This window comes from Lentzea sp. NPDC102401 (assembly GCF_044765805.1).
Classification (GTDB): Bacteria; Actinomycetota; Actinomycetes; order Mycobacteriales; family Pseudonocardiaceae; genus Lentzea; species Lentzea sokolovensis.
The window spans coordinates 55,757-74,629 of sequence record NZ_JBIWKS010000003.1 but is presented as its reverse complement, the minus strand read 5'-3'; the positions used below and the strand labels follow the sequence as shown (position 1 = coordinate 74,629).

Below are 18,873 nucleotides of genomic sequence, written 5' to 3'. Positions count from 1 at the left end.
ACGTGACGAACGACGGTGTCGGCCTGCCGGTCCGTCTCCACGATCTCCTGCTGTCGATGGCCGGGCGGGTCGACGACGCCGCCCTGTCGCAGGCCCGCGAGTTCCTCGCGGTCGGAGAACTGGATCGCTCGATCGAGCTGCTCCTGGGCACGCTCCTCGCGGGCGGCATCCCGGTGCTGCCGGACGAACGCGCGGCCATCACGTGGATCCTCCACGAGGTCCGCTCGGACGCGGCGCTGACCGACCGCCTGCCGGTGGTCGAGATGCTGCCGTTCATCAGGCACCGCTTCACCTCCGAGACCGACCCGGCCTCGGACATCGCGGGCGATCTGGCCCGCGCGGTGTCGGTGCTCCCGGACATCCGCTCGGTGCGGTGCGTCTGGCGTTCCTCGCCCACGGGTTCCACGCCCGGCCCGTTGCCACAGCGGGTCGTGCTGGTGGACATCGGTCCGCAGGGCTTCGCACCCGCGACCGCCTACCGGGTCGACTCGGTGCTGCGCAAGGCCGGCGTCCGCGCCGCGGTCGAGGTGCTGACCACCGGTGTGCAGCTCAGCGACTACCACGCGTCCGCCGTGACGTCCTCGGTGGCGGTGCCGATCTCCGGCGCTCCCGCCCCGATGATGGCCGACCACGTCTCGCAGCAGCAGCAAGCCTGGTTCGACCAGCCAGCCGAGGAGCTTCCCGCTCCGGCGCCGGTGGCCGAGCCGACACCGGCGCCGGAGCAACTGGAAGAGACCGGCTCACGACGCGCACGTTCCGCACCGACGGCGCTGGAGGGCTCGCAGCCCTTCCCGCCCAAGCCCGTGAAGCGCATCCCGAGGGCCCCCGTGGAGCCCGAGATCGAGGTGCTTCCCGAACCCGTTCCGATCAACCGGGCCGAGATCACGACCGAGCTCAAGCCCGACGAGTTAGCGGCGCTGCAGGCCGCCCTCGCCGAGCCCGCGGAGCCGTCCTCCGTGGACGCGAACCTCAGCGAGCGCGAGCGGGCCCTGTTGCAGCAGCTGCACGAGGAGCTGGCGCAGCGGGAGCAGACCGGTGCGAAGGGGCCCGACAGCGGTCGCTGGCAGATCGACAGGTCCTCGTCGCGTCAGTCGGCGTTCGGGGCCACGAACAACGGCCACCAGCCTCAGTAGCCGGTCCGCAGGTACTCCAGCTGGGCCCGCACCGACCACTCGGCCGCGGGCCACAGCACCCTGTCCACGTCCGCGTAGACGACCTCGACGACCTGTCGCGGGGTCGGTGCGCCACCCAGCGCCTCCACCGCCTTGCGGACCTGTTCCAGGCGCTGCGTGCGGTGGGCGAGGTACGTCCGGGCGGCCTCTCCGGCGTCCGCGAGTTCCGGGCCGTGGCCAGGTAGGACCGCCGTGTTGTCCGGCAGGTCGGCGAGCAGCTTGAGCGACTCGAAGTAGTCACCCAGCTTGCCGTCCGGGTGGGCCACGATCGTCGTGCCGCGGCCCAGGACCGTGTCGCCGGTCAGCACGGCCTCGCCGTCGATCACGAAGCACAGCGAGTCGCTGGTGTGGCCGGGCGTGCCCAGGACGCGGAGCTCCAGGCCGGCGCTGGTGATCACGTCCCCGTCCGTGAGGCCTTCCGAGCCGTAGGTGAACGACGGGTCGAGCGCGCGCACGGGAGCGTTGACCAGCTCACCGAACGCACGGGCGCCCTCGGAGTGGTCCGGGTGGCCGTGGGTCAGCAGGATCTCGGCGATCTGTCCGACCTCCGCGATCCGCTTCAGGTGCGCGTCGTCGAGCGGGCCCGGGTCGACGACGACGAACGACCGCGCGTCCGGTGCCTTGAGCAGCCACGTGTTGGTGCCGTCGAGCGTCATCGGCGACGGGTTGCCGGCCAGCAGCACCGCGGCGTGGTCCGTGACCTGGCGGAGTTCGCCGTAGCGGGGGTGCTCGGCGCGGGCGCCGATCAGCGGGGAGCCGCTCACTGGAACACCACCCTGATCACGTCGCCGTCGCGGATCAGCTTGGGAATGATCTTCTCGACGCTGCGTTCCTCGGCCATGACCTTCTCCACGCTGCCGAGAGCGCCCACCTCGTCGAGGGTGCGCCAGGTCGGCGGCATGAGCATGCGACGGCCCTCCTGGGCGTCCTCGATGGCGGCCGCGGGCGTCTGCCAGGCCGCGTCGGACGCCTCGGTCGTCTCGCCGTCGGCCTTCTGGCCGGACGGCAGGGCGGCGACGAAGAAACGGGTGTCGTAGCGGCGGGGCTCCTCGTACGGGGTGACCCAGTTCGCCCACGGCCGCAGGAGATCCGCGCGCAGGACGAGGTTCTCGGCGGCGAGGAACTGGGCGAGGGAGATCTCACGATCAACGAGTTGCTGACGGGCCTTCGCGAACGCCGAGGTGTCCGCGACGACCGAGGTGGCGTCGGGGCCCGCGAGCAGGACACCGGACTCCTCGAACATCTCGCGCACGGCGGCGCACACGAACGCACGGGCCGTGGCCGCGTCGACGCCGAAGATCTCGCCCCACCACTGCGGCGGCGGGCCCGTCCACGCGACGGACGTGTCGGCGTCGCGCTGATCGACGCCACCGCCGGGGAACACGGTCATGCCGCCCGCGAACGCCATGCCCTTCACGCGGCGCAACAGGAAGGCTTCGAGGCCCTCGGCGCCGTCGCGGAGCAGGACCACGGTGACGGCGTCCCGTGCCGCGGCGGGCTGATCGGGTTGGGAGACCGGCGATGCGGGTACCAGGTTTCCCGGCAAGGTCATGTCGTCGGGCATCCTGCGAGCGTACGACCGTGCCGACCTGAGGATGGTGTGATGGCGACGAACGTCTCCGGCTGCCTGGTGAAGATCCTGCTGTTCCTGCTGGGCGCGGTGATGGGCACGGGCCTGACCGCGGTGGCGGGCGTGGTGATGTTCGTGCCGGACAGCACGACCGTGATCAGCGTCGACCCGACGTCGACCTCGCCCGGCGTGTACGTGAAGAAGGTCGAGCGGCTCGTCGGCAGCACCTCCTACGAGATCTGGCTCGGCCCGGCACCGGACCGCGGCCACGTGGTGACGGTGCCGAGCGGCTGGGGCCACGACCCGAAACGGGAGCAGTCCGACGACGGCCTGCGCCTGAAGTTCGACAACGGGGGCGAGATCTTCGTCCCCAAGGCCAGTTACTCCTGAGGCAGGATGTGCGAGTGGACGAACAGCTGCGCGTAGGACTTGTCGGTGCGGGCCCGTGGGCCGAGATGATCCACGCCCCTGGCATCGCGAACCATCCGGGCACGACGCTGACGGGTGTGTGGGCGCGCCGCCAGGAAGCGGCAGCGTCACTGGCCGCCTCCTTCGGCGCGGAACCGTTCGAGGACTACACCGCGATGCTGTCCACTGTGGACGCCGTCGCGTTCTGCGTGCCGCCGGGCGTGCAGGGCCCGATGGCGATCGAGGCCGCTCGCGCCGGCAAGCACCTAGTGCTGGAGAAGCCGATCGCGGAATCCGTCGAGGTGGCCGAGGAACTGGCTGCCGCGGTCACCGAGGCCGGCGTGGCGTCCCTGGTCGTTCTGACCCGCCGCTACGCCCCGGAGACGAAGCAGATGCTGGCCCAGTTGCACCGCACCGGTGGCTGGACCGGCGCCGACAGCCGCTGGATCTCCGGCGCGCTGCTCGACGGCCCGTTCTCGAACTCCCCGTGGCGCCACGACAAGGGCGCTTTGGACGACGTGGGCCCGCACGCGTTCGACCTGCTGGACGCGGCACTGGGCGAGATCACCGACGTGCTGGCGGCGAACGTCACGGACACCGGTCTGTGGCAGCTGATCCTGCAACACGACGGCGGCGCCACCAGCACCGTCTCGCTGTGCCTGTCCCTGCCGATGCAGCCCCCGTTCGCGGACCTCACCGTCTTCGGCACCGAAGGCCACCGCACCCTGACGAACCGGGACACGCCTGCGCTGGAGTGCTTCACGAACCTGCTCGACGACTTCGTGGCGATGGCGGACAGCGGCACCACGACGCACGAGTGCGACGTGCGGCGCGGCCTGCACCTGCAGCGGATCATCGATCTGGCGCGCCGCAAGGCAGGCGCCTGACCGGAGTCACGGGAAGTGCGTGCGGAGCCTCGAGCACAGCTCCGCCGCATCAGCGCGAGGCGCCCCCGCCCATTCGACCTCGGTCCACGCGAGCTCGTCCGGCGTTCCTCGATGCCGGACGAACACGTGCTGGTGGAAGTGCGCCACGGATCGTCCGGCCACCGCTGAGAACACGAACTCGGGATCCAGCTCCGCCCGCAGCCCCACGGCAGCGAGCCGGGCGGCGCGTGCCACGGCCTCCGCTTCGGTGACCGTGAGCGCGTCCAGAGCGGCGACGTGTCGGCGCGTCTCCACGAAGAGGTAGCCCAGCACGCCGCCGCCGGGCCGGTGCGACACGACCACCAGTTCGTCGGCGAACACCACCGGACCGGCCAGCGGCCCCGAACCGAGGTGCTTCGCGCAGATCAGGCACTCGTCCACGACTTCGCTCCGTTCAGCCGGCACCAGGGCGCCGAAAATTGTCAGGGGTGCCCGCTAGCGTCCAGAGCATGGACCTCACCGCCACGACAGCCGAGCTCGCCGGTGCCGCCGCCGAGGTGGCGCGGCTGCTGCCGACCCGCGTGCTCGACCCGGTGCTGGCCGGTCTCCGCCTGAAGGCAGACATGGACGTGGAGGTCGCGGGCAGCGACCAGGAACACGGAGTGCGCCTGAGCGTCAACGCGACGGTGCACACCGAGGGCGAGGTGCTCGTGCCGGCGAAGCCGCTGGCCGCGACCCTTCAGGCGCTCGACGACCCGCAGGTGAGGCTCAAGGTCGAGGGGCAGCGGCTGGCGATCCGCACGCCCACGTCGAGGTTCGCGATCCCGCTCCTCGACCTCGCCCACCACCCCGGTGTCCCGGCGCTGCCGCCGCTGCAGGGCCACGTGGACGCCGCCACGCTCAGGACCATCGCGGCGGTCGCGGGGGCGGCGAGCAAGGACGACGCGTTGCCGATCTTCACCGGCATCCGGATCCAGTCGGACGCCCACCGGCTGCACTTCATGGCCACCGACCGCTACCGCATGGCCTACGCCACACTCCCGTGGGAACAACATGGTCAACTCGACCTGTTGGTACCTGCGAAGGCCATCGTCGAAGCGGCCCGGCAAGCGACGAACCAGGTCGCCCTGCACGCGAACGAGGACCGCATCGGCCTCGCCTGGGGCAACAACTCGATCTCCACCGCGCTGCTGGCCGCTCCGTTCCCGGACGACCGCGCGCGCCGACTTCTGGAGGCAGTCATCGACAGCACGGTGCTCGTGGACGCGGACGCGTTGGCCCGCGCCGTCCGCAGAGCCACGCCCTACGGCGGCCCGCACCAGGCCGTGACCATCCAGGTCGAGGACTCGGAGATCCGGGTCAAGGGCAGCGACCCGCAGCAGGGCGAGTCGGAGGAGTTCGTCAAGGCCACGGTCGAGGGCGACCGGCTGACCAAGACGTTCCAGTCCCGCTACCTCGCGGACGCGCTGAAGGCGTTCGCGGGCCGCCGGATCGAGCTGAAGATCCAGGACGGCCTGCGTTCGACTGTGCTGACGTCGCCGCCGGGCGAGGACGGCGTCGAACTCACCTACCTCGTGGTGCCGATGCGTTCGGTCGCCTAGAACGCGAAAGGCCCGGAAGCTCTCGCTTCCGGGCTCATCTGCGAACGAACTGGCTCAGCGAGCCGCAAGCTCCATTTCGGACCGGGCCGGCACCTCGGCGGGCACGCCGCGCTGCACGGTGCCGCGCAGCAGCCAGACGGCCAGCGCGATCAGCAGCCCGGCGACGCCCGACGCGACGAACGCCGGCCGCGTGCCGAAGTGCTCGATCAGCTGACCGGACAGGCCCTGGCCGATGGCGAGGCCGATGGTCACCGACGTGATCACCCAGCCGAACGCCTCCGCGGCCATGCCGTTCGGCGTGACCTGCTCGATCGCCGCGGAGTGCGCGGTCGACTGCGGTGTGATCAGCGTGCCGACGAAGAACAGCGCGACGCCCAGGCCGATCAGCGTGGCCGGGATGGCCAGCAGGAACGCCAGCAGCGCGAAGCCGCCCAGCAGCACCGGCAGGCGCAGGTGCATCGGGCGCGGCCACGGGCGCATGCCGTAGAGCACGCCGAACACCACCGAGCTGATCGACCACAGCGACAGCATCAGGCCACCCATCGAGGGCTGGCCCACGGCCTTCGCGAACGCCGGCACGGCCACCTCGACGAAGCCGATGGTCACACCGAAGCCCAGCGCGGCCAGCGCCACCGTGCGCATGCCGGGGTAGGCGAACGCGCCGAGCAACGGGCGCGGAGCCTGCACGACCGGACCCCACGCGCGCACGACGGGGTTGAACGCGAACCACAGCGCGCCCACGACCATCAGCACGGCGCCGACGACGACACCGGTGCCCGCCCACGGCGCGGCCAGCAGCAGACCGGCGAGACCAGGTCCGAGGATGAAGAAGACCTCCATGCTGATCGCCTCGTAGGCGTAGCCCGCCATCCGAGTCGGGCCCGCCGGGACCATCCGCTCCCACAGCGCACGCGACGCCGAGCCCACCATCGGCTCGGTCGCGCCGACGCCGAGGGCCAGCGGGACCAGCACGAACACCGACGCGCCCGCCTCGACGGCGAGCACGGAGACGGTGACGAAGAAGGCGAACAGCCCGGTCACCCCGAGCAGCGGGCGGGTGGGACCGAAGCGGTCCATCAGCCGGCCCTGCACGACGGAACCGAGAGCCACACCCGTCAGCGCCGCCGCCGAGACCATGCCGGCGACCGCGAACGATCCCGTCGCGCGCTCCACGTAGAGCAGCAGCGAGAGCCCGACCATCGCGATGGGCAGGCGGGCGAGCAGAGACGCGACCACGGGGCCGCGCATGCCGGGAGTCGTCAGGGCAGCGCGGTAGTCGGAGAGACGGGCGGAGTGGGACATGTGTACCAGTATGCCAAAGTTGGTACGGATGTACCAGATCGGGTGCGCGGGGTCACGACGGTTGCGATTGGGTCACGGGAATGGGATGACCGGGTGAAACATGCAACGAATCGGCCACACACGAGGTCCTTGAGGGTGAAAGGGCTTGAGCAGTCGGGGTGCCGACATGCGAAAGTTGACTCGCCAACCGAAACCAACCTCTGGCTTGAGGGTCGGGGCCTGCGCGCCAGAGGGATGGAAGGCACGGTTCGTCGGGGGATGGGCCGTGCAACACAGAGGACCGGTGCGCCACGTCGGGGGTGGCGCCCGGTCTTTTGTTTTTGGTCGCTGCTCCGCAGACTCCGCGCAAGTTCGCCGAGGAGCTGGTCATCCGCCCGCCGCTTCGCCCTGATTGGGCTTCGCCGAATCACGACGAAGAGGCGAACGGATGACCAGCGCGAACTCGCGGATGCCTGGCGCGCTGGACGGAGATCCGTGGCGTGGGTGCTCATGCCCTGCGGTGCGCGGAGCTTCGTCGCGTGCTTGTGGCTTGAACGCGCACGGAGCCCCGTTGACTGCCCGGGGCTCCGTTGCGTTTGGTGCTCTGCGTCCTGCTTCGCCAAAGCGAAACAGGACGTTGCGTTCTGACTAGCGGGCGCGGCGCGCGAGGCGCTCCGGGTCCAGGATCAGCACGCTCTTGCCTTCGAGCCGCAGCCAGCCGCGGTGCGCGAAGTCGGCCAGAGCCTTGTTCACGGTCTCGCGGGACGCGCCGACGAACTGGGCGATCTCCTCCTGCGTCAGGTCGTGCGTGACGCGGAGCAGGCCGGCCTCCTGCGAGCCGAAGCGCTGCGCGAGCTGCAACAACGCCTTGGCGACGCGGCCGGGCACGTCCGTGAAGATCAGGTCCGCCAGCATGGAGTTCGTCCGGCGCAGCCTGCGGGCCAGGGCCCTCAGCAACTGCTCGGCGATCTCCGGCCGGTTGGTGATCCACTGTCGGAGCGCGGGGCGGTCCATGGACACCGCGCGCACCTCGGTCACCGTCGTCGCAGTCGACGTGCGGGGGCCAGGATCGAAAATGGACAGTTCGCCGAACATGTCGGAGGGCCCGAAGATCCCCAACAGATTCTCGCGGCCGTCCGGCGACTTGCGGCCGATCTTCACCTTGCCGGACTGGATGATGTACAGGCGATCGCCCGGCTCACCCTCCGCGAAGATCACGTGGCCACGCGGGAACTCCACCGTCTCAAGGGTCGTCGCCAGCGCCTCTGCGGCCGCCGGGTCCACCCCCTGGAAGATGCCCGCTCGCGCCAGGGTCTCGTCCACCTCGTCCCTCCTAATCGACGCGACGGCACGCCTACCACCATCTTTGGTGGAGTCAGCGCCGTGCCGCCGATCACTGCGTTGCAGTCTAAGGGCTCTCTTGTGGATCGCCGCTCGGCTCGCCGTCTTACTAGGAACAACCCGACTGGCTCGATCCAGAAGCCCAACGAGCCAGCTTACGCCATCTAGCGGACGCGCTTGCGCGTGCCACCGCGACCGCGGCGGCGCAGACGGAACATGTCAAGGGCGCGACCGATGCCGTGTCCGTAGAGCGCCTTGACCTCTTCAGGCCTGGCGGACTCCAGGAACTCCTCGACCTCGTTCTCCTGCACGGCGACGTGCCGGAGCTTCGCTTCGACGCGCTCCATGAAGAGCGCGAAGAACATGATCACGATCGGAACGACGATCACAAACCAGGCAGTCATGATGCTCCGAAGTCTGGCGCATGAGGGATTCGAGTGCGGATCTAGGGGGTGGGTCCGGCGTGTTGACTACTCTGGATCAGTGCCCGCAACCAAGAAACCGGAAACCAAGCTCGGCCTGACCCGCAGGGCCCGCCGGATGGTGCGCGTGCTGGCCGAGGGCTACCCCGACGCGCACTGCGAGCTGGACTTCACCACGCCGCTCGAGCTCGTCGTGGCGGTCATTCTGTCCGCGCAGTGCACCGACAAGAAGGTCAACGAGGTCACTCCCGCGCTCTTCATGAAGTACCCGACGGCCGCCGACTACGCCGGCGCCGACCGGACGGAACTCGAAGAGATGCTCCGCCCCACCGGTTTCTTCCGGAACAAGGCAACGTCTCTCATGGGTCTCGGTGCCGCTCTTGTGGAGCAGCACGACGGTGTGGTTCCCGGCAGCATGGAGGAGCTGGTCAAGCTCCCTGGTGTAGGACGCAAGACGGCCAACGTGGTTCTCGGCAACGCGTTCGATGTGCCCGGGCTCACAGTCGACACCCACTTCGGCCGCCTCGTGCGCCGCTGGGGCTGGACCGATCTCGAAGACGCCGTCAAGGTCGAGCACGCCATCGGTGAGCTCATCGAGAAGCGCGACTGGACCATGGCCTCGCACTGGATCGTCTTCCACGGCCGCCGCGTCTGCCACGCCAAAACCCCTGCTTGCGGGGCCTGCCTGCTGATGAAGGACTGCCCGTCGTACGGCCTCGGACCGGAGGACCCGGACAAAGCGGCCAAGCTCGTGAAGGGCGACGAGAAGCCCCACCTGATCGAGCTCGCCGAGCGAGTACGGGCCGGTGAGAAGCTAGGGGGGTGAACAACCGCACGCGCTGGCTCGCCGTCGTGCTCGTCCTCGGCGTGGCGGGCGTCGTGGCGCTGTGGCCCCGTGACGAATCGCCGGGGCCGCCGCCGCCCACATCCGCCCGCCCTGCGCAGGACATGGCCGCGTTGCGTGCGCAGGCCCAGCTCCGGCCGTGCGTGCCGGGGGCGGAAGGCGGCGTGGGGGTGACGTGCCTCGGCGACGGCACCCGGACGGACCTCGCGCTGAAGGGGCCGCTCCTGATCAACTTCTGGGCGACCTGGTGCCAGCCGTGCCAGGAGGAGCTGCCCGTGCTGGAAACCTATGCGAAGCAACCAGGTGCCGTGCCGGTCGTCCCAGTTCTTGTGGAGAGCAGGGAGGCGGACGGCCTGGAGCTGCTCGCCCGCCTCGGCGTGCGGTTGCCGTCCGTTCACGACGAGGCCGACGAACTGCGCAAGCGAGTCAAGGCGCCGATAACGCTTCCCGCTACGTATTACGTATCAGCGGACGGTCAGGTCCGGCAGATCACCGATCCGCCGTACTTCACCGCGCCGGAACAGGTGGAGAAGGCGGTTCGATGACGGAGGCGACAGAGCCACCCGACTGGATGCAGCGCCTGGCCAAGGCCACTGAGGAGATCGACGCACAGACGTTCATGCGGGTCCCGCGTGCGCCGCAGGACGGCGTGCGCGAGGCGGCCGTGCTCATGCTGTTCGGTGACAACGAGGAGCACGGGCCCGACATCCTGCTGCTGCGCCGTTCGGACACGCTGGGCTCGCATCCGGGCCAGGTCGCGTTCCCCGGCGGCGCGTGCGACGACACCGACGACGGGCCGGTCGGCACGGCATTACGCGAGGCTTACGAGGAAACCGGTGTACTTGAGTCAGGAGTGAGACCGCTTGCTTTGCTGCCGGAGCTGTACGTGCCGGTGTCCGGGTTCGTGGTCACGCCTGTGCTCGCCTACTGGGAACAGCCGGGCCCCGTCGCACCAGTCGATCCGGCGGAGACCGCCGCGGTCGCTCGGGTGCCGGTCGCGCACCTCGCCGATCCTGCCAACAGGTTCCGGGTGCGTCACCCCGCGGGTTACGTCGGAGCGGCCTTCTCCGCGCCGGGCATGCTGGTGTGGGGATTCACCGCGGGGTTGATCAACGGCCTGATCGCACTCGGCGGCTGGGAACAGCCGTGGGATGCGACCGATGTGCGTGACCTTGAACTAGCGTTGCGCGCTACACAGTGAGGCGGAGGTTTCGGGTTGAACTGGGTTGACCTGCTCGTGCTGGGCCTTGCCGCGATCGCCGCGCTGTCCGGGGCCAGGCAAGGCATGGTCGTTGCGCTGCCTGCGTTCGTCGGCGTGCTCGTCGGCCTGATCCTCGGCACGCAGATCGCTCCGCTGCTGGTGTCCCAGTTCGAGAACGTCGTCACCAAGGTCGTGTTCGCGGTCGGCGTCGTGGTGCTGCTCGTGGCGCTCGGCGAGACGATCGGCGTCTACATCGGCCGGACGATCAAGGCTCGGGTCAACGCGTCGCCGTTGCGCGGCGCGGACAACGCCCTGGGCGCGATCGTGCAGGGCTTCGTCGTCTTCATCGTCGCGTGGATGATCGCTCTCCCGCTGACCTCGGTCGTCGGCCTGCCGGACCTCACCTCGTCGCTCAAGCAGTCGGTGATCCTCGGCAAGGTCGACCAGACCATGCCTCAGGCCGCCCGCGTGCTGTCCGGCGACCTGCAGAAGCTCTTCGACGTCTCGGGCTTCCCGCAGGCGATGGACCCGTTCAACCGCACACCGCTCAAGGACGTCGAGCCGCCGAACAGCCAGCTCGCGGACTCCCCGGTCGCGAAACGGCTCCAGGCGAGCGTGCTCAAGGTCCGCGGCCGTGCGCCGTCGTGCTCACGGGCGCTGGAAGGCACCGGATTCGTCATCGCGCCCGAGCGGGTCATGACGAACGCGCACGTCGTCGCAGGTACGAACGAGGTCACGGTCGAGGTCGGCCGCGGCCAGTTCGACGCGACGGTCGTCTCCTACGACCCGCGCACGGACATCGCCGTGCTCGCGGTGCCGGATCTGGAGGCCACGCCGCTGCAGTTCCGTTCGGACGAGGTGCAGCCGGGCGAGGACGGCATCGTGCTCGGCTACCCGCTCGACGGTCCGTACAAGTCCTCGCCGGCACGGGTGCGCGAGCGGATTCCGCTGCTGCGCGGCCCGGACATCTACGACGCCCAGACCGTGACGCGGGACGTCTACACGGTTCGCGCCGAGGTCCGGTCCGGCAACTCGGGTGGCCCGCTGGTCGACCCGAACGGCCGGGTGATGGGCGTGGTGTTCGGCGCCGCGGTCGACGACCCGGAGACGGGCTTCGTGCTCACGGCCCAGCAGGTGCAGGCGATGGTGCAGAAGGCGCCGACACTGACGAAGCGGGCTTCGACGCAGGGTTGTGCCTCGTAGCGATGCCGTCGAGCACGTAGCTCAGGCCGGTGTCGAACCACGACGCGGCGTTCGTGTGTTCGGCGTCGTACATGACCCTGGCGAGCCTCGGGAACCTTCCGGTGGCAAGCATCCGCTGCATGTAGGGGCCTGAGGCGGCTTGCCACTGCTCCTCGGTCATGCCGCTGGCCTGCTCGTCACGGGCCTCGGTGATCTCGTTGCGGACCGCGCCGTGGACGAACGCCATCACCGTGCCGACCGCGCCGAGTACGTCGTCGATGGTGGGGAACTCGGGCCTGTCGTCGAGCGTGGCCAGTGACGCCTCGATGTGCGCCAGCGAGTTCGGGCCCCGGTGCGGGCGGCCGCCGAGCAGGTCGATGAACCACGGGTGCCGCTTCGCCGCCGCTCGCATGCCGTGGGCGATCCGCGTCAGGGCCGTGCGCCACTCGGTGCCCGGTTCCGGCAGCGCGATCTCGCCGTAGACCTCGTCGACCATGAGGTCGAGCAGTTCGTCCTTGGTCTCGATGTAGCCGTACAGGCGCATGGGTCCGGCGTTCAGCGCGGCGGCGACCTTGCGCAACGACACCTCGTCGAGCCCGCCCTCGTCGGCGAGCCTGATCGCGGCCTCCACGATCAGATCCCTGCTCAACGGGGTCGGTGACGGCTTGCTGGGCGGCTCAGGGCGGTCCCACACGAGTTCGTTCGACATCGGACTGGACGATACACCGTCTATCTGCGATACAGTGTATCGAGTGATACGGCGTATCGGGAGGATGCGATGAGAACTTCGGTGCTGGTTGTGGGTGGGGGACTGGCGGGAACGTCGGCCGCGCTGTTCCTGGCGTGGCGTGGGGTGGACGTGACGCTGGTGGAGAAGCATCCGGGCAGCTCACTGCACCCGCGGGCGGTCGGTTTCAACGCTCGGGTGGGCGAGTTGCTGCGTGCGGTCGGCCTGGAGGGCGAGCTGCCGGTGAGCAGGATGACCAAGGGCTTCGGCGTCCGGCGGGTCCGGGCCGAGAGCCTGGTCGGGAAGAAGTACGACGAGACCTTCTGGACGCCGCAGGCCTTGCTCTCCGACATCGAGTACTCGCCGTCCAAGGGCGTCGGGGTGGCCCAGGACAAGATGGAGCCGCTCCTGCGCGACAAGGCTCGTGAACTGGGCGCGGACATCCGGATGAGCACGCGGATGCTGGAGTTCTCGCAGGACGACGAGGGCGTCACGGCGATCGTTCAGGGCGATGGCGAGCCGTACGAGATCCGCGCCGACTACCTGATCGCGGCCGACGGCCACCGCAGCCCGATCCGCGAGCGGCTCGGCATCACGCGCACCGGCCGCGGCTTCATGCACACGTCCCGCAGCGTGCTGTTCCGCGCGCCGCTGCAGGAGTACCTGAAGGACGGCATCGGCCAGTTCGTCATCGACGGCGTCGGCTTCCTGACCACCTACGGCGACGGCCGCTGGGTGCTGATGCTCGACGACCGCGAGTACACCGAGCCAGAACTGCGGCAGAAGATCGTCCAGGCCATCGGCCGCGACGATCTGGAGATCGAGATCATCACGACGGGCCGCTGGACGATCAGCGCGGGGGTGGCCGACCGGTTCAGCGACGGCCGGATCTTCCTGGCGGGCGACGCCGCGCACACGTTGCCGCCGAGCCGCGGCGGGTTCGGGGCGAACGTCGGCATCGAGGACGCGCACAACCTCGCCTGGAAGCTCGCGGCGGTGATCAACGGCGAGTCACGACCGTCCCTGCTGGACACCTACGACGCGGAACGGCGCCCGGTCGCGACCCTCTGCCACCAGCAGATCTTCGCGCGCAACGACGGCCACAACCGCGACGGCGAGCCGGAGGACGCGCCGTTGATCGACAACAACGCGATGCACTACGGCGTGCTCTACCGCTCGGACGCGGTGCTCGGTGCGGGCCCCGAACTCCCGCCAGCCCAGCTCCCCGAGCAGTGGAACGGCCAGCCGGGCACCAGGGCCCCGCACGTGTGGGTCGAGCCGGGCAAGTCCACCTTGGACCTGTTCCAACGCGGCTGGGTGCTCGTCGCCGACCACCCGCAGTGGGAGGAAGCGGCTCAACAGAGCGGCGTCCGGTACGAACGGGTCGAGCAACTGGACGTGTTCGGACTGTCCGCGAAGGGCGCGTCGCTGGTCCGGCCGGACGGCTACATCGCCTGGCGCGCGACGGACCTGCCGGACGACCCGATCGGCGCCCTCAAGAACGCGTTCAGCTCGTCTTCCGCAGGAACTCGGTGATCAACCTGCTCGTGGTGTGGGACGCCTCCTGGTTCGGGAAGTGCCCCACCTCGGGCAGGCTCCGGAACTCCGACCCCTCACCGAGCCACGGCCGCGAGTCGAGCGCCGAGGCCTCCGGTGCGATCGGGTCCAGCGCGCCGTGGATCTGCAGCACCGGCACCTGGATCGGCTTGTCGACGGCCTCGGCGAACCGGCGGCCGTCGCTGCGCAGCTGCGAGCGCACCGCCCAGCGGTAGTACTCCAGCGCGCTGTGGGCGACGCCCGGAATCGTCATCGCCTGCCGGCAGCGGCGGATGACCTCGTCGAACTCGGGCGCGGTCCGCCACTTCGGCCCGGTCCACGCGGACAGCAGCTTGGCGACCTGCAGGCCGTTCTCACCGGTCAGCCAGCGTTCCGGGTGGATCGGCAGCTGGAAGCGCAGCACGTGGGCGTTCGTCCGGGGATGGCGGCGGAACGCCCGGCGCGTCACCAGAGGGTGCGGTGCGGACAGCACGGAGATCGACGAGACCACGCGCGGATGCATGGCGCCGACCGTCCACGCCGTGGCGCCGCCCCACGCGTGACCCACCAGGTGTGCGCGTGGGGCGCCGAGCGCCTTGACCAGGCCCGCGATGTCACCCGCGAGTGTGAATCCGTCGTAGCCGCGCGGGGGCTTGTCCGAGTCGCCGTAGCCGCGCAGGTCGACCGCCACCGCGCGATAACCGGCCTCGGCCAGTGCGGTCAGCTGGTGCCGCCACGACCACCAGAACTCGGGGAACCCGTGCAGGAGCAGCACGAGAGGTCCCTCGCCGAGTTCGGCGACGTGCAGGCGGATGCCGTTGGCCGAGACGTCGCGGTGCGTCCACGGACCCGCGACCCGCACGACGGACGGGTCGGGTTTGCGGCTCAGTTGTCGTCGCCCCTGCGCGTCAGGGCCGCGACCGTGTCCTTCGCGGCCGCGATCGACTTCTCCGGCGCCCTGATCTTGCGGACCTTGCGGTAGCCGAGGAAGGCGAAGGCGACGGCGCTGAGCAGCATCACGCCGAACACGAGCCCGAAGCCCGCCCAGTAGTCCCAGCCGAACCACTCGGCGAAGCCGAACCCGAGGGCCATGAACAGGAAGAACAGGCTGAAGCACAGGATCGTCAGCGCGACGATGAAGAAGACGCTGCCCTTCACGCCCTTCTTGATCTCGGCCGTGATCTCGCCCTTCGCGAGCTCGACCTCTGCTCTGACCAAGGTCGACACGTGGGCGGTCGCATCACGGACGAGACCGCCGAGCGACGCCTCGGCAGTCGGGTCGTCTGCGGTCAGCGGAATCGACGCGATGTGTTCCCTGGTGGTCACTCGGACATGGTGCCATGCGCCCGGCTCCGGCGAATGAGCAACACCGCGGCGAGCAGCGACGCGATCATCGAGGCGAGCAACACAGCCGCCTTCGCGGTCTCCGCCTGATCCAGTGAGAGTTCCGCGATCAGCAGGCTGACGGTGAACCCGACCCCGCCCAGCACGGCCACCGCCACGATGTCCCGCGGCCCCGCGCCGGACGGCCAGACCGCCGCCTTGAACCACACCGCGAGCGCCGACGCCCCCACGATCCCGATCACCTTGCCGATCACCAACCCGGCCATCACGCCGAGCGCGATCTTGTCCGAGAAGAGCTTTCCGAACGCCTCCGCGCCCACCGGCACACCCGCCGCGAACAGCGCGAACACCGGCACCGCCACCCCGGCCGAGAACGGCTGCAGCCGGTGCTCCAGCCGGACCGCCGGCGCGTCCTGCTCGTACGGGTCGCGCCTCACCCGCGTCAGCAACGCCAGCGCGACGCCCGCGATCGTGGCGTGGATGCCCGACTCGTGCATGAACCACCAGGTGGCCAGTGCGATAGGTACGTAGATCCAGGCGCTGGTGATCCTCTTGTGCTGCAGGAACCAGTACAGGGCCAGCAGCAGCACGACCGCTCCGGCCGCGAGCAGGTTGAACTTCGCGGTGAACAGGATGGCGATCAGGATGATCGCGCCCAGGTCGTCCACCACGGCCAGCGACAGCAGGAACACCCGCAGACCCGACGGCAGCCCGGACCCCGTCAGCGCCAGCACGCCCAGCGCGAACGCGATGTCCGTCGCCACCGGAATCGCCCACGCCTTCTCGATCCCCGGCTGCCCCCAGCCGATCGACAACGCGATCAGCGCGGGCACGATCATCCCGCCGACCGCCGCGACGATCGGCAGGATCGCGGCCTTCACATTGGACAGTTCGCCGACGACGAGCTCGCGCTTGAGCTCCAGCCCGGCGACGAAGAAGAAGATGGCCAGCAACCCGTCCTTGGCCCAGTCGCCGACCGACAACGGTCCAAGATGGAGGTCCCGCAGTCCGAAGTAGGCCGGGGAGAGCGGGGAGTTGGCCCACAGCAGCGCGACGGCCGTGGCCACGAGCAGCACCGTGCCACCGACGGTTTCGGTGCGTAGGTAGCGGGCGAACTCGGCGACTACGACCTTCTTGCGCGACAAAAGGGCTCCTCGGGGCGATCAGCACGTACGACAAATCCCGTGCCGACCAGACTTCCCGGCTCACCCTGACGTGATCTTAACGCGAACGGGCGCCCTCGGCTGAGGACGCCCGTCACGTTTGAAGCCGATCAGTCTTCCGACTTGCCCGACTGCAGACCCGCCGAGATCAGGTCCATGACCGACGAGTCGGCCAGCGTCGTCACGTCGCCGACCGCGCGGTTCTCGGCGACGTCGCGCAGCAGGCGGCGCATGATCTTGCCCGAGCGCGTCTTCGGCAGCTCCGGCACGACCATGATCTGGCGCGGCTTCGCGATCGGGCCGATCTCCTTGGCCACGTGGTCGCGCAGCGCCTTGATCGCGTCCGCGCCGCCGGCGTCCGCACCCGCGCCACCGCGCAGGATCACGAACGCCACGATGCCCTGGCCGGTCGTGTCGTCGGACGCGCCGACGACGGCGGCCTCGGCCACGGTCGGGTGCGACACGAGCGCCGACTCGACCTCGGTGGTCGAGATGCGGTGACCGGACACGTTCATCACGTCGTCGACGCGGCCGAGCAGCCAGATGTCGCCGTCGGCGTCGTACTTCGCGCCGTCACCGGCGAAGTAGAAGCCCTGCTCCTTGAAGCGCGACCAGTACGTGTCGCGGTAGCGCTCCTCGTCGCCCCAGATGCCGCGCAGCATCGACGGCCACGGCTCGTCCAGCACCAGGTAGCCACCGCCGCCGGCGGGAACCTCGACGCCCTCGTCGTTGACGACCTTCGCGCCGATGCCGGGCAGCGGGCGCTGCGCCGAACCGGGCTTCGTCGAGACGACACCGGGCAGCGGCGAGATCATGATCGCGCCGGTCTCGGTCTGCCACCACGTGTCCACGATGGGGGCCTTGCCGCCGCCGACGTTCTCGCGGTACCAGATCCACGCCTCGGGGTTGATCGGCTCGCCGACCGAACCCAGCACGCGCAACGAGCTGAGGTCGAACTTGGCCGGGATGTCCGCGCCCCACTTCATGAAGGTGCGGATCAGCGTCGGCGCCGTGTAGTAGATCGAGACGCCGTACTTCTGCACGATCTCCCAGTGGCGGCCCTCGTGCGGGGTGTTCGGCGTGCCCTCGTAGACGACCTGCGTCACGCGGTTCGACAGCGGGCCGTAGACGATGTAGCTGTGGCCGGTGACCCAGCCGATGTCCGCGGTGCACCAGTACACGTCGGTGTCCGGCTTGAGGTCGAACACGTTGTGGTGCGTGTACGACGCCTGCGTCAGGTACCCGCCGGACGTGTGCAGGATGCCCTTCGGCTTACCCGTGGTGCCCGAGGTGTAGAGGATGAAGAGCGGGTGCTCCGCGTCGAACGCCTCGGGGGTGTGCTGGTCGGACTGCGAGTCCACCAGCTCGTGCCACCACACGTCCTTGTCGGTCCACGCGACCTCGGTGTCGGTGCGCTTGACGACGATGACCTTCTCCACGGACGGCGCGTCCGCGACGGCCTCGTCGACGGCGGGCTTGAGCGGAGCCGGGTTGCCGCGACGGTACTGGCCGTCGGTCGTGATCACGAGCCGGCACGCGGAGTCCTGGATGCGGGTGCGCAGCGCCTCGGCGGAGAAGCCGCCGAACACGACGTTGTGCAACGCGCCGACGCGAGCGCACGCGAGCATCGCGAAGATCGCCTCGGGGACCATCGGCATGTAGATCGCGACGCGGTCCTCCGCGCCGATTCCCAGCGACGTCAACGCGTTCGCGGCCTTGGAGACCTCGCGCTGCAGCTCGGCGTAGGTGATGGCACGGGAGTCGCCGGGCTCGCCCTCCCAGTGGATGGCGACCTGGTCACCGTGGCCGGACTCGACGTGGCGGTCGACGCAGTTGTAGGCCACGTTGAGCTTGCCGCCCACGAACCACTTGGCGAACGGCGCGTCCGACCAGTCGAGCACCTGGTCCCACTTGGTTTCCCAGTGCAGCCGTTCCGCCTGCTTCGCCCAGAACGCCTCGCGGTCGGCCTTCGCCTCCTCGTACAGCGCGGGCTGGGCGTTCGCCTGTGCCGCGAACTCGTCGGAAGGCGGGAACGTCCTGCTCTCCGTGAGCAGGTTGTCCAGAGCGTTGCCCTGGCCTGGCGACTGCGTCATGGTGCGAGACCTCCTGGAATGTCCAGACCGGTTGGGGATGCGGGTACTGACCGTAGTGCGAGCCAGCTCACTTCCAACAGGCTCCTCCCCAGAAAGGTTCAGACCAATCTTGGGAGGTCGGT

At 69.6% G+C, this 18,873-nt stretch carries 20 protein-coding genes; 9 read left to right on the top strand and 11 right to left on the bottom strand.

Annotated elements, in window-relative coordinates:
* Nucleotides 1-2: 2 nt before the first annotated feature.
* Nucleotides 3-1,133, top strand: coding sequence for a hypothetical protein (locus ACIRG5_RS10880; RefSeq protein WP_402903329.1), 1,131 nt, complete (start codon nucleotides 3-5; stop codon nucleotides 1,131-1,133).
* Here ACIRG5_RS10880 and ACIRG5_RS10875 read toward each other — a convergent pair.
* Both ACIRG5_RS10875 and ACIRG5_RS10870 read right to left on the bottom strand, forming a co-directional pair.
* Nucleotides 1,127-1,936: an MBL fold metallo-hydrolase gene (locus tag ACIRG5_RS10875; RefSeq protein ID WP_402903326.1), complete on the bottom strand. Its 810-nt coding sequence runs from the start codon at nucleotides 1,934-1,936 to the stop codon at nucleotides 1,127-1,129. The two genes, ACIRG5_RS10880 and ACIRG5_RS10875, sit on opposite strands and share 7 nt — an antisense overlap.
* Nucleotides 1,933-2,724, bottom strand: a complete 792-nt coding sequence (locus ACIRG5_RS10870; RefSeq protein ID WP_402904883.1) for an NUDIX hydrolase — start codon at nucleotides 2,722-2,724, stop codon at nucleotides 1,933-1,935. Before ACIRG5_RS10870 ends, ACIRG5_RS10875 begins: the two co-directional genes overlap by 4 nt.
* 51 nt (nucleotides 2,725-2,775) lie before the next feature.
* On the opposite strand from ACIRG5_RS10870, the gene ACIRG5_RS10865 reads away from it, so the two are divergent.
* Nucleotides 2,776-3,132, top strand: a complete 357-nt coding sequence (locus tag ACIRG5_RS10865; protein WP_402903323.1) for a hypothetical protein — start codon at nucleotides 2,776-2,778, stop codon at nucleotides 3,130-3,132.
* Between the two features lie 14 nt (nucleotides 3,133-3,146).
* Nucleotides 3,147-4,037: a Gfo/Idh/MocA family protein gene (locus ACIRG5_RS10860; protein ID WP_402903320.1), complete on the top strand. Its 891-nt coding sequence runs from the start codon at nucleotides 3,147-3,149 to the stop codon at nucleotides 4,035-4,037.
* Between the two features lie 6 nt (nucleotides 4,038-4,043).
* Here ACIRG5_RS10860 and ACIRG5_RS10855 read toward each other — a convergent pair whose 3' ends face one another.
* Entirely contained in the window at nucleotides 4,044-4,457 is a 414-nt protein-coding gene (locus ACIRG5_RS10855) for an HIT domain-containing protein (RefSeq protein ID WP_402903317.1), read from the bottom strand.
* 68 nt (nucleotides 4,458-4,525) lie between these two features.
* On the opposite strand from ACIRG5_RS10855, the gene dnaN reads away from it, so the two are divergent.
* Complete coding sequence (gene dnaN / locus ACIRG5_RS10850; protein ID WP_402903315.1) at nucleotides 4,526-5,617, top strand: DNA polymerase III subunit beta; 1,092 nt, start codon at nucleotides 4,526-4,528, stop codon at nucleotides 5,615-5,617.
* A gap of 54 nt (nucleotides 5,618-5,671) precedes the next feature.
* On the opposite strand, the gene ACIRG5_RS10845 is transcribed toward dnaN, so the two are convergent.
* The 3 genes from ACIRG5_RS10845 to ACIRG5_RS10835 all read right to left on the bottom strand — a co-directional run bounded on the left by ACIRG5_RS10845 (nucleotide 5,672) and on the right by ACIRG5_RS10835 (nucleotide 8,643).
* On the bottom strand, nucleotides 5,672-6,919 hold the full coding sequence (locus ACIRG5_RS10845) for an MFS transporter (protein ID WP_319976057.1): 1,248 nt from the start codon (nucleotides 6,917-6,919) through the stop codon (nucleotides 5,672-5,674).
* A 627-nt stretch (nucleotides 6,920-7,546) separates the two neighbouring features.
* Nucleotides 7,547-8,221, bottom strand: a complete 675-nt coding sequence (locus ACIRG5_RS10840; protein WP_030477589.1) for a Crp/Fnr family transcriptional regulator — start codon at nucleotides 8,219-8,221, stop codon at nucleotides 7,547-7,549.
* A 182-nt stretch (nucleotides 8,222-8,403) separates the two neighbouring features.
* Nucleotides 8,404-8,643: a hypothetical protein gene (locus ACIRG5_RS10835; protein ID WP_093594399.1), complete on the bottom strand. Its 240-nt coding sequence runs from the start codon at nucleotides 8,641-8,643 to the stop codon at nucleotides 8,404-8,406.
* Between the two features lie 136 nt (nucleotides 8,644-8,779).
* On the opposite strand from ACIRG5_RS10835, the gene nth reads away from it, so the two are divergent.
* The 4 genes from nth to ACIRG5_RS10815 are packed head-to-tail and all read left to right on the top strand — an operon-like array spanning nucleotide 8,780 to nucleotide 11,909.
* Nucleotides 8,780-9,487 (top strand): endonuclease III, encoded by a 708-nt coding sequence (gene nth, locus ACIRG5_RS10830; RefSeq protein WP_402904881.1) that lies wholly within the window; start codon nucleotides 8,780-8,782, stop codon nucleotides 9,485-9,487.
* Nucleotides 9,484-10,050 (top strand): TlpA family protein disulfide reductase, encoded by a 567-nt coding sequence (locus ACIRG5_RS10825; protein WP_402903311.1) that lies wholly within the window; start codon nucleotides 9,484-9,486, stop codon nucleotides 10,048-10,050. Before nth ends, ACIRG5_RS10825 begins: the two co-directional genes overlap by 4 nt.
* A complete protein-coding gene (locus tag ACIRG5_RS10820; RefSeq protein WP_402903308.1) occupies nucleotides 10,047-10,706 on the top strand; it encodes an NUDIX hydrolase in 660 nt (219 codons plus the stop codon). Before ACIRG5_RS10825 ends, ACIRG5_RS10820 begins: the two co-directional genes overlap by 4 nt.
* Before the next feature lie 15 nt (nucleotides 10,707-10,721).
* Nucleotides 10,722-11,909: a MarP family serine protease gene (locus tag ACIRG5_RS10815; protein WP_402903305.1), complete on the top strand. Its 1,188-nt coding sequence runs from the start codon at nucleotides 10,722-10,724 to the stop codon at nucleotides 11,907-11,909.
* On the opposite strand, the gene ACIRG5_RS10810 is transcribed toward ACIRG5_RS10815, so the two are convergent.
* A complete protein-coding gene (locus tag ACIRG5_RS10810; RefSeq protein ID WP_402903302.1) occupies nucleotides 11,827-12,597 on the bottom strand; it encodes a TetR/AcrR family transcriptional regulator in 771 nt (256 codons plus the stop codon). The two genes, ACIRG5_RS10815 and ACIRG5_RS10810, sit on opposite strands and share 83 nt — an antisense overlap.
* A 69-nt stretch (nucleotides 12,598-12,666) precedes the next feature.
* Here ACIRG5_RS10810 and ACIRG5_RS10805 point away from each other — a divergent pair, with 69 nt between their 5' ends.
* Nucleotides 12,667-14,151, top strand: a complete 1,485-nt coding sequence (locus ACIRG5_RS10805) for an FAD-dependent oxidoreductase (protein ID WP_402903300.1) — start codon at nucleotides 12,667-12,669, stop codon at nucleotides 14,149-14,151.
* On the opposite strand, the gene ACIRG5_RS10800 is transcribed toward ACIRG5_RS10805, so the two are convergent.
* From ACIRG5_RS10800 to acs, 4 genes are all read right to left on the bottom strand, one after another.
* Nucleotides 14,123-15,040: an alpha/beta fold hydrolase gene (locus ACIRG5_RS10800; protein WP_402904879.1), complete on the bottom strand. Its 918-nt coding sequence runs from the start codon at nucleotides 15,038-15,040 to the stop codon at nucleotides 14,123-14,125. The genes ACIRG5_RS10805 and ACIRG5_RS10800 overlap by 29 nt on opposite strands.
* Nucleotides 15,037-15,477: a phage holin family protein gene (locus ACIRG5_RS10795; RefSeq protein ID WP_402903297.1), complete on the bottom strand. Its 441-nt coding sequence runs from the start codon at nucleotides 15,475-15,477 to the stop codon at nucleotides 15,037-15,039. Before ACIRG5_RS10795 ends, ACIRG5_RS10800 begins: the two co-directional genes overlap by 4 nt.
* The gene (gene nhaA / locus ACIRG5_RS10790; protein WP_402903295.1) at nucleotides 15,474-16,640 is read right to left on the bottom strand and encodes a Na+/H+ antiporter NhaA; all 1,167 of its coding nucleotides are present in this window, start codon (nucleotides 16,638-16,640) and stop codon (nucleotides 15,474-15,476) included. The genes ACIRG5_RS10795 and nhaA overlap by 4 nt, the downstream gene beginning before the upstream one ends.
* Before the next feature lie 128 nt (nucleotides 16,641-16,768).
* Nucleotides 16,769-18,751 carry an acetate--CoA ligase gene (gene acs, locus ACIRG5_RS10785; RefSeq protein WP_402903292.1) on the bottom strand — a complete coding sequence of 661 codons (1,983 nt, stop codon included), beginning with the start codon at nucleotides 18,749-18,751 and terminating at the stop codon, nucleotides 16,769-16,771.
* Between the last annotated feature and the right edge of the window lie 122 nt (nucleotides 18,752-18,873).

Excerpts from the sequence above, each read along its gene's own strand:
- ACIRG5_RS10805 (WP_402903300.1), top strand. The coding sequence starts at position 12,667 with ATGAGAACTTCGGTGCTGGTTGTGGGTGGGGGACTGGCGGGAACGTCG.
- ACIRG5_RS10820 (WP_402903308.1), top strand. The coding sequence starts at position 10,047 with ATGACGGAGGCGACAGAGCCACCCGACTGGATGCAGCGCCTGGCCAAG.
- ACIRG5_RS10865 (WP_402903323.1), top strand. The coding sequence starts at position 2,776 with ATGGCGACGAACGTCTCCGGCTGCCTGGTGAAGATCCTGCTGTTCCTG.
- ACIRG5_RS10810 (WP_402903302.1), bottom strand. The coding sequence starts at position 12,597 with ATGTCGAACGAACTCGTGTGGGACCGCCCTGAGCCGCCCAGCAAGCCG.
- dnaN (WP_402903315.1), top strand. The coding sequence starts at position 4,526 with ATGGACCTCACCGCCACGACAGCCGAGCTCGCCGGTGCCGCCGCCGAG.
- ACIRG5_RS10835 (WP_093594399.1), bottom strand. The coding sequence starts at position 8,643 with ATGACTGCCTGGTTTGTGATCGTCGTTCCGATCGTGATCATGTTCTTC.
- ACIRG5_RS10845 (WP_319976057.1), bottom strand. The coding sequence starts at position 6,919 with ATGTCCCACTCCGCCCGTCTCTCCGACTACCGCGCTGCCCTGACGACT.
- ACIRG5_RS10870 (WP_402904883.1), bottom strand. The coding sequence starts at position 2,724 with ATGACCTTGCCGGGAAACCTGGTACCCGCATCGCCGGTCTCCCAACCC.
- acs (WP_402903292.1), bottom strand. The coding sequence starts at position 18,751 with ATGACGCAGTCGCCAGGCCAGGGCAACGCTCTGGACAACCTGCTCACG.
- nth (WP_402904881.1), top strand. The coding sequence starts at position 8,780 with ATGGTGCGCGTGCTGGCCGAGGGCTACCCCGACGCGCACTGCGAGCTG.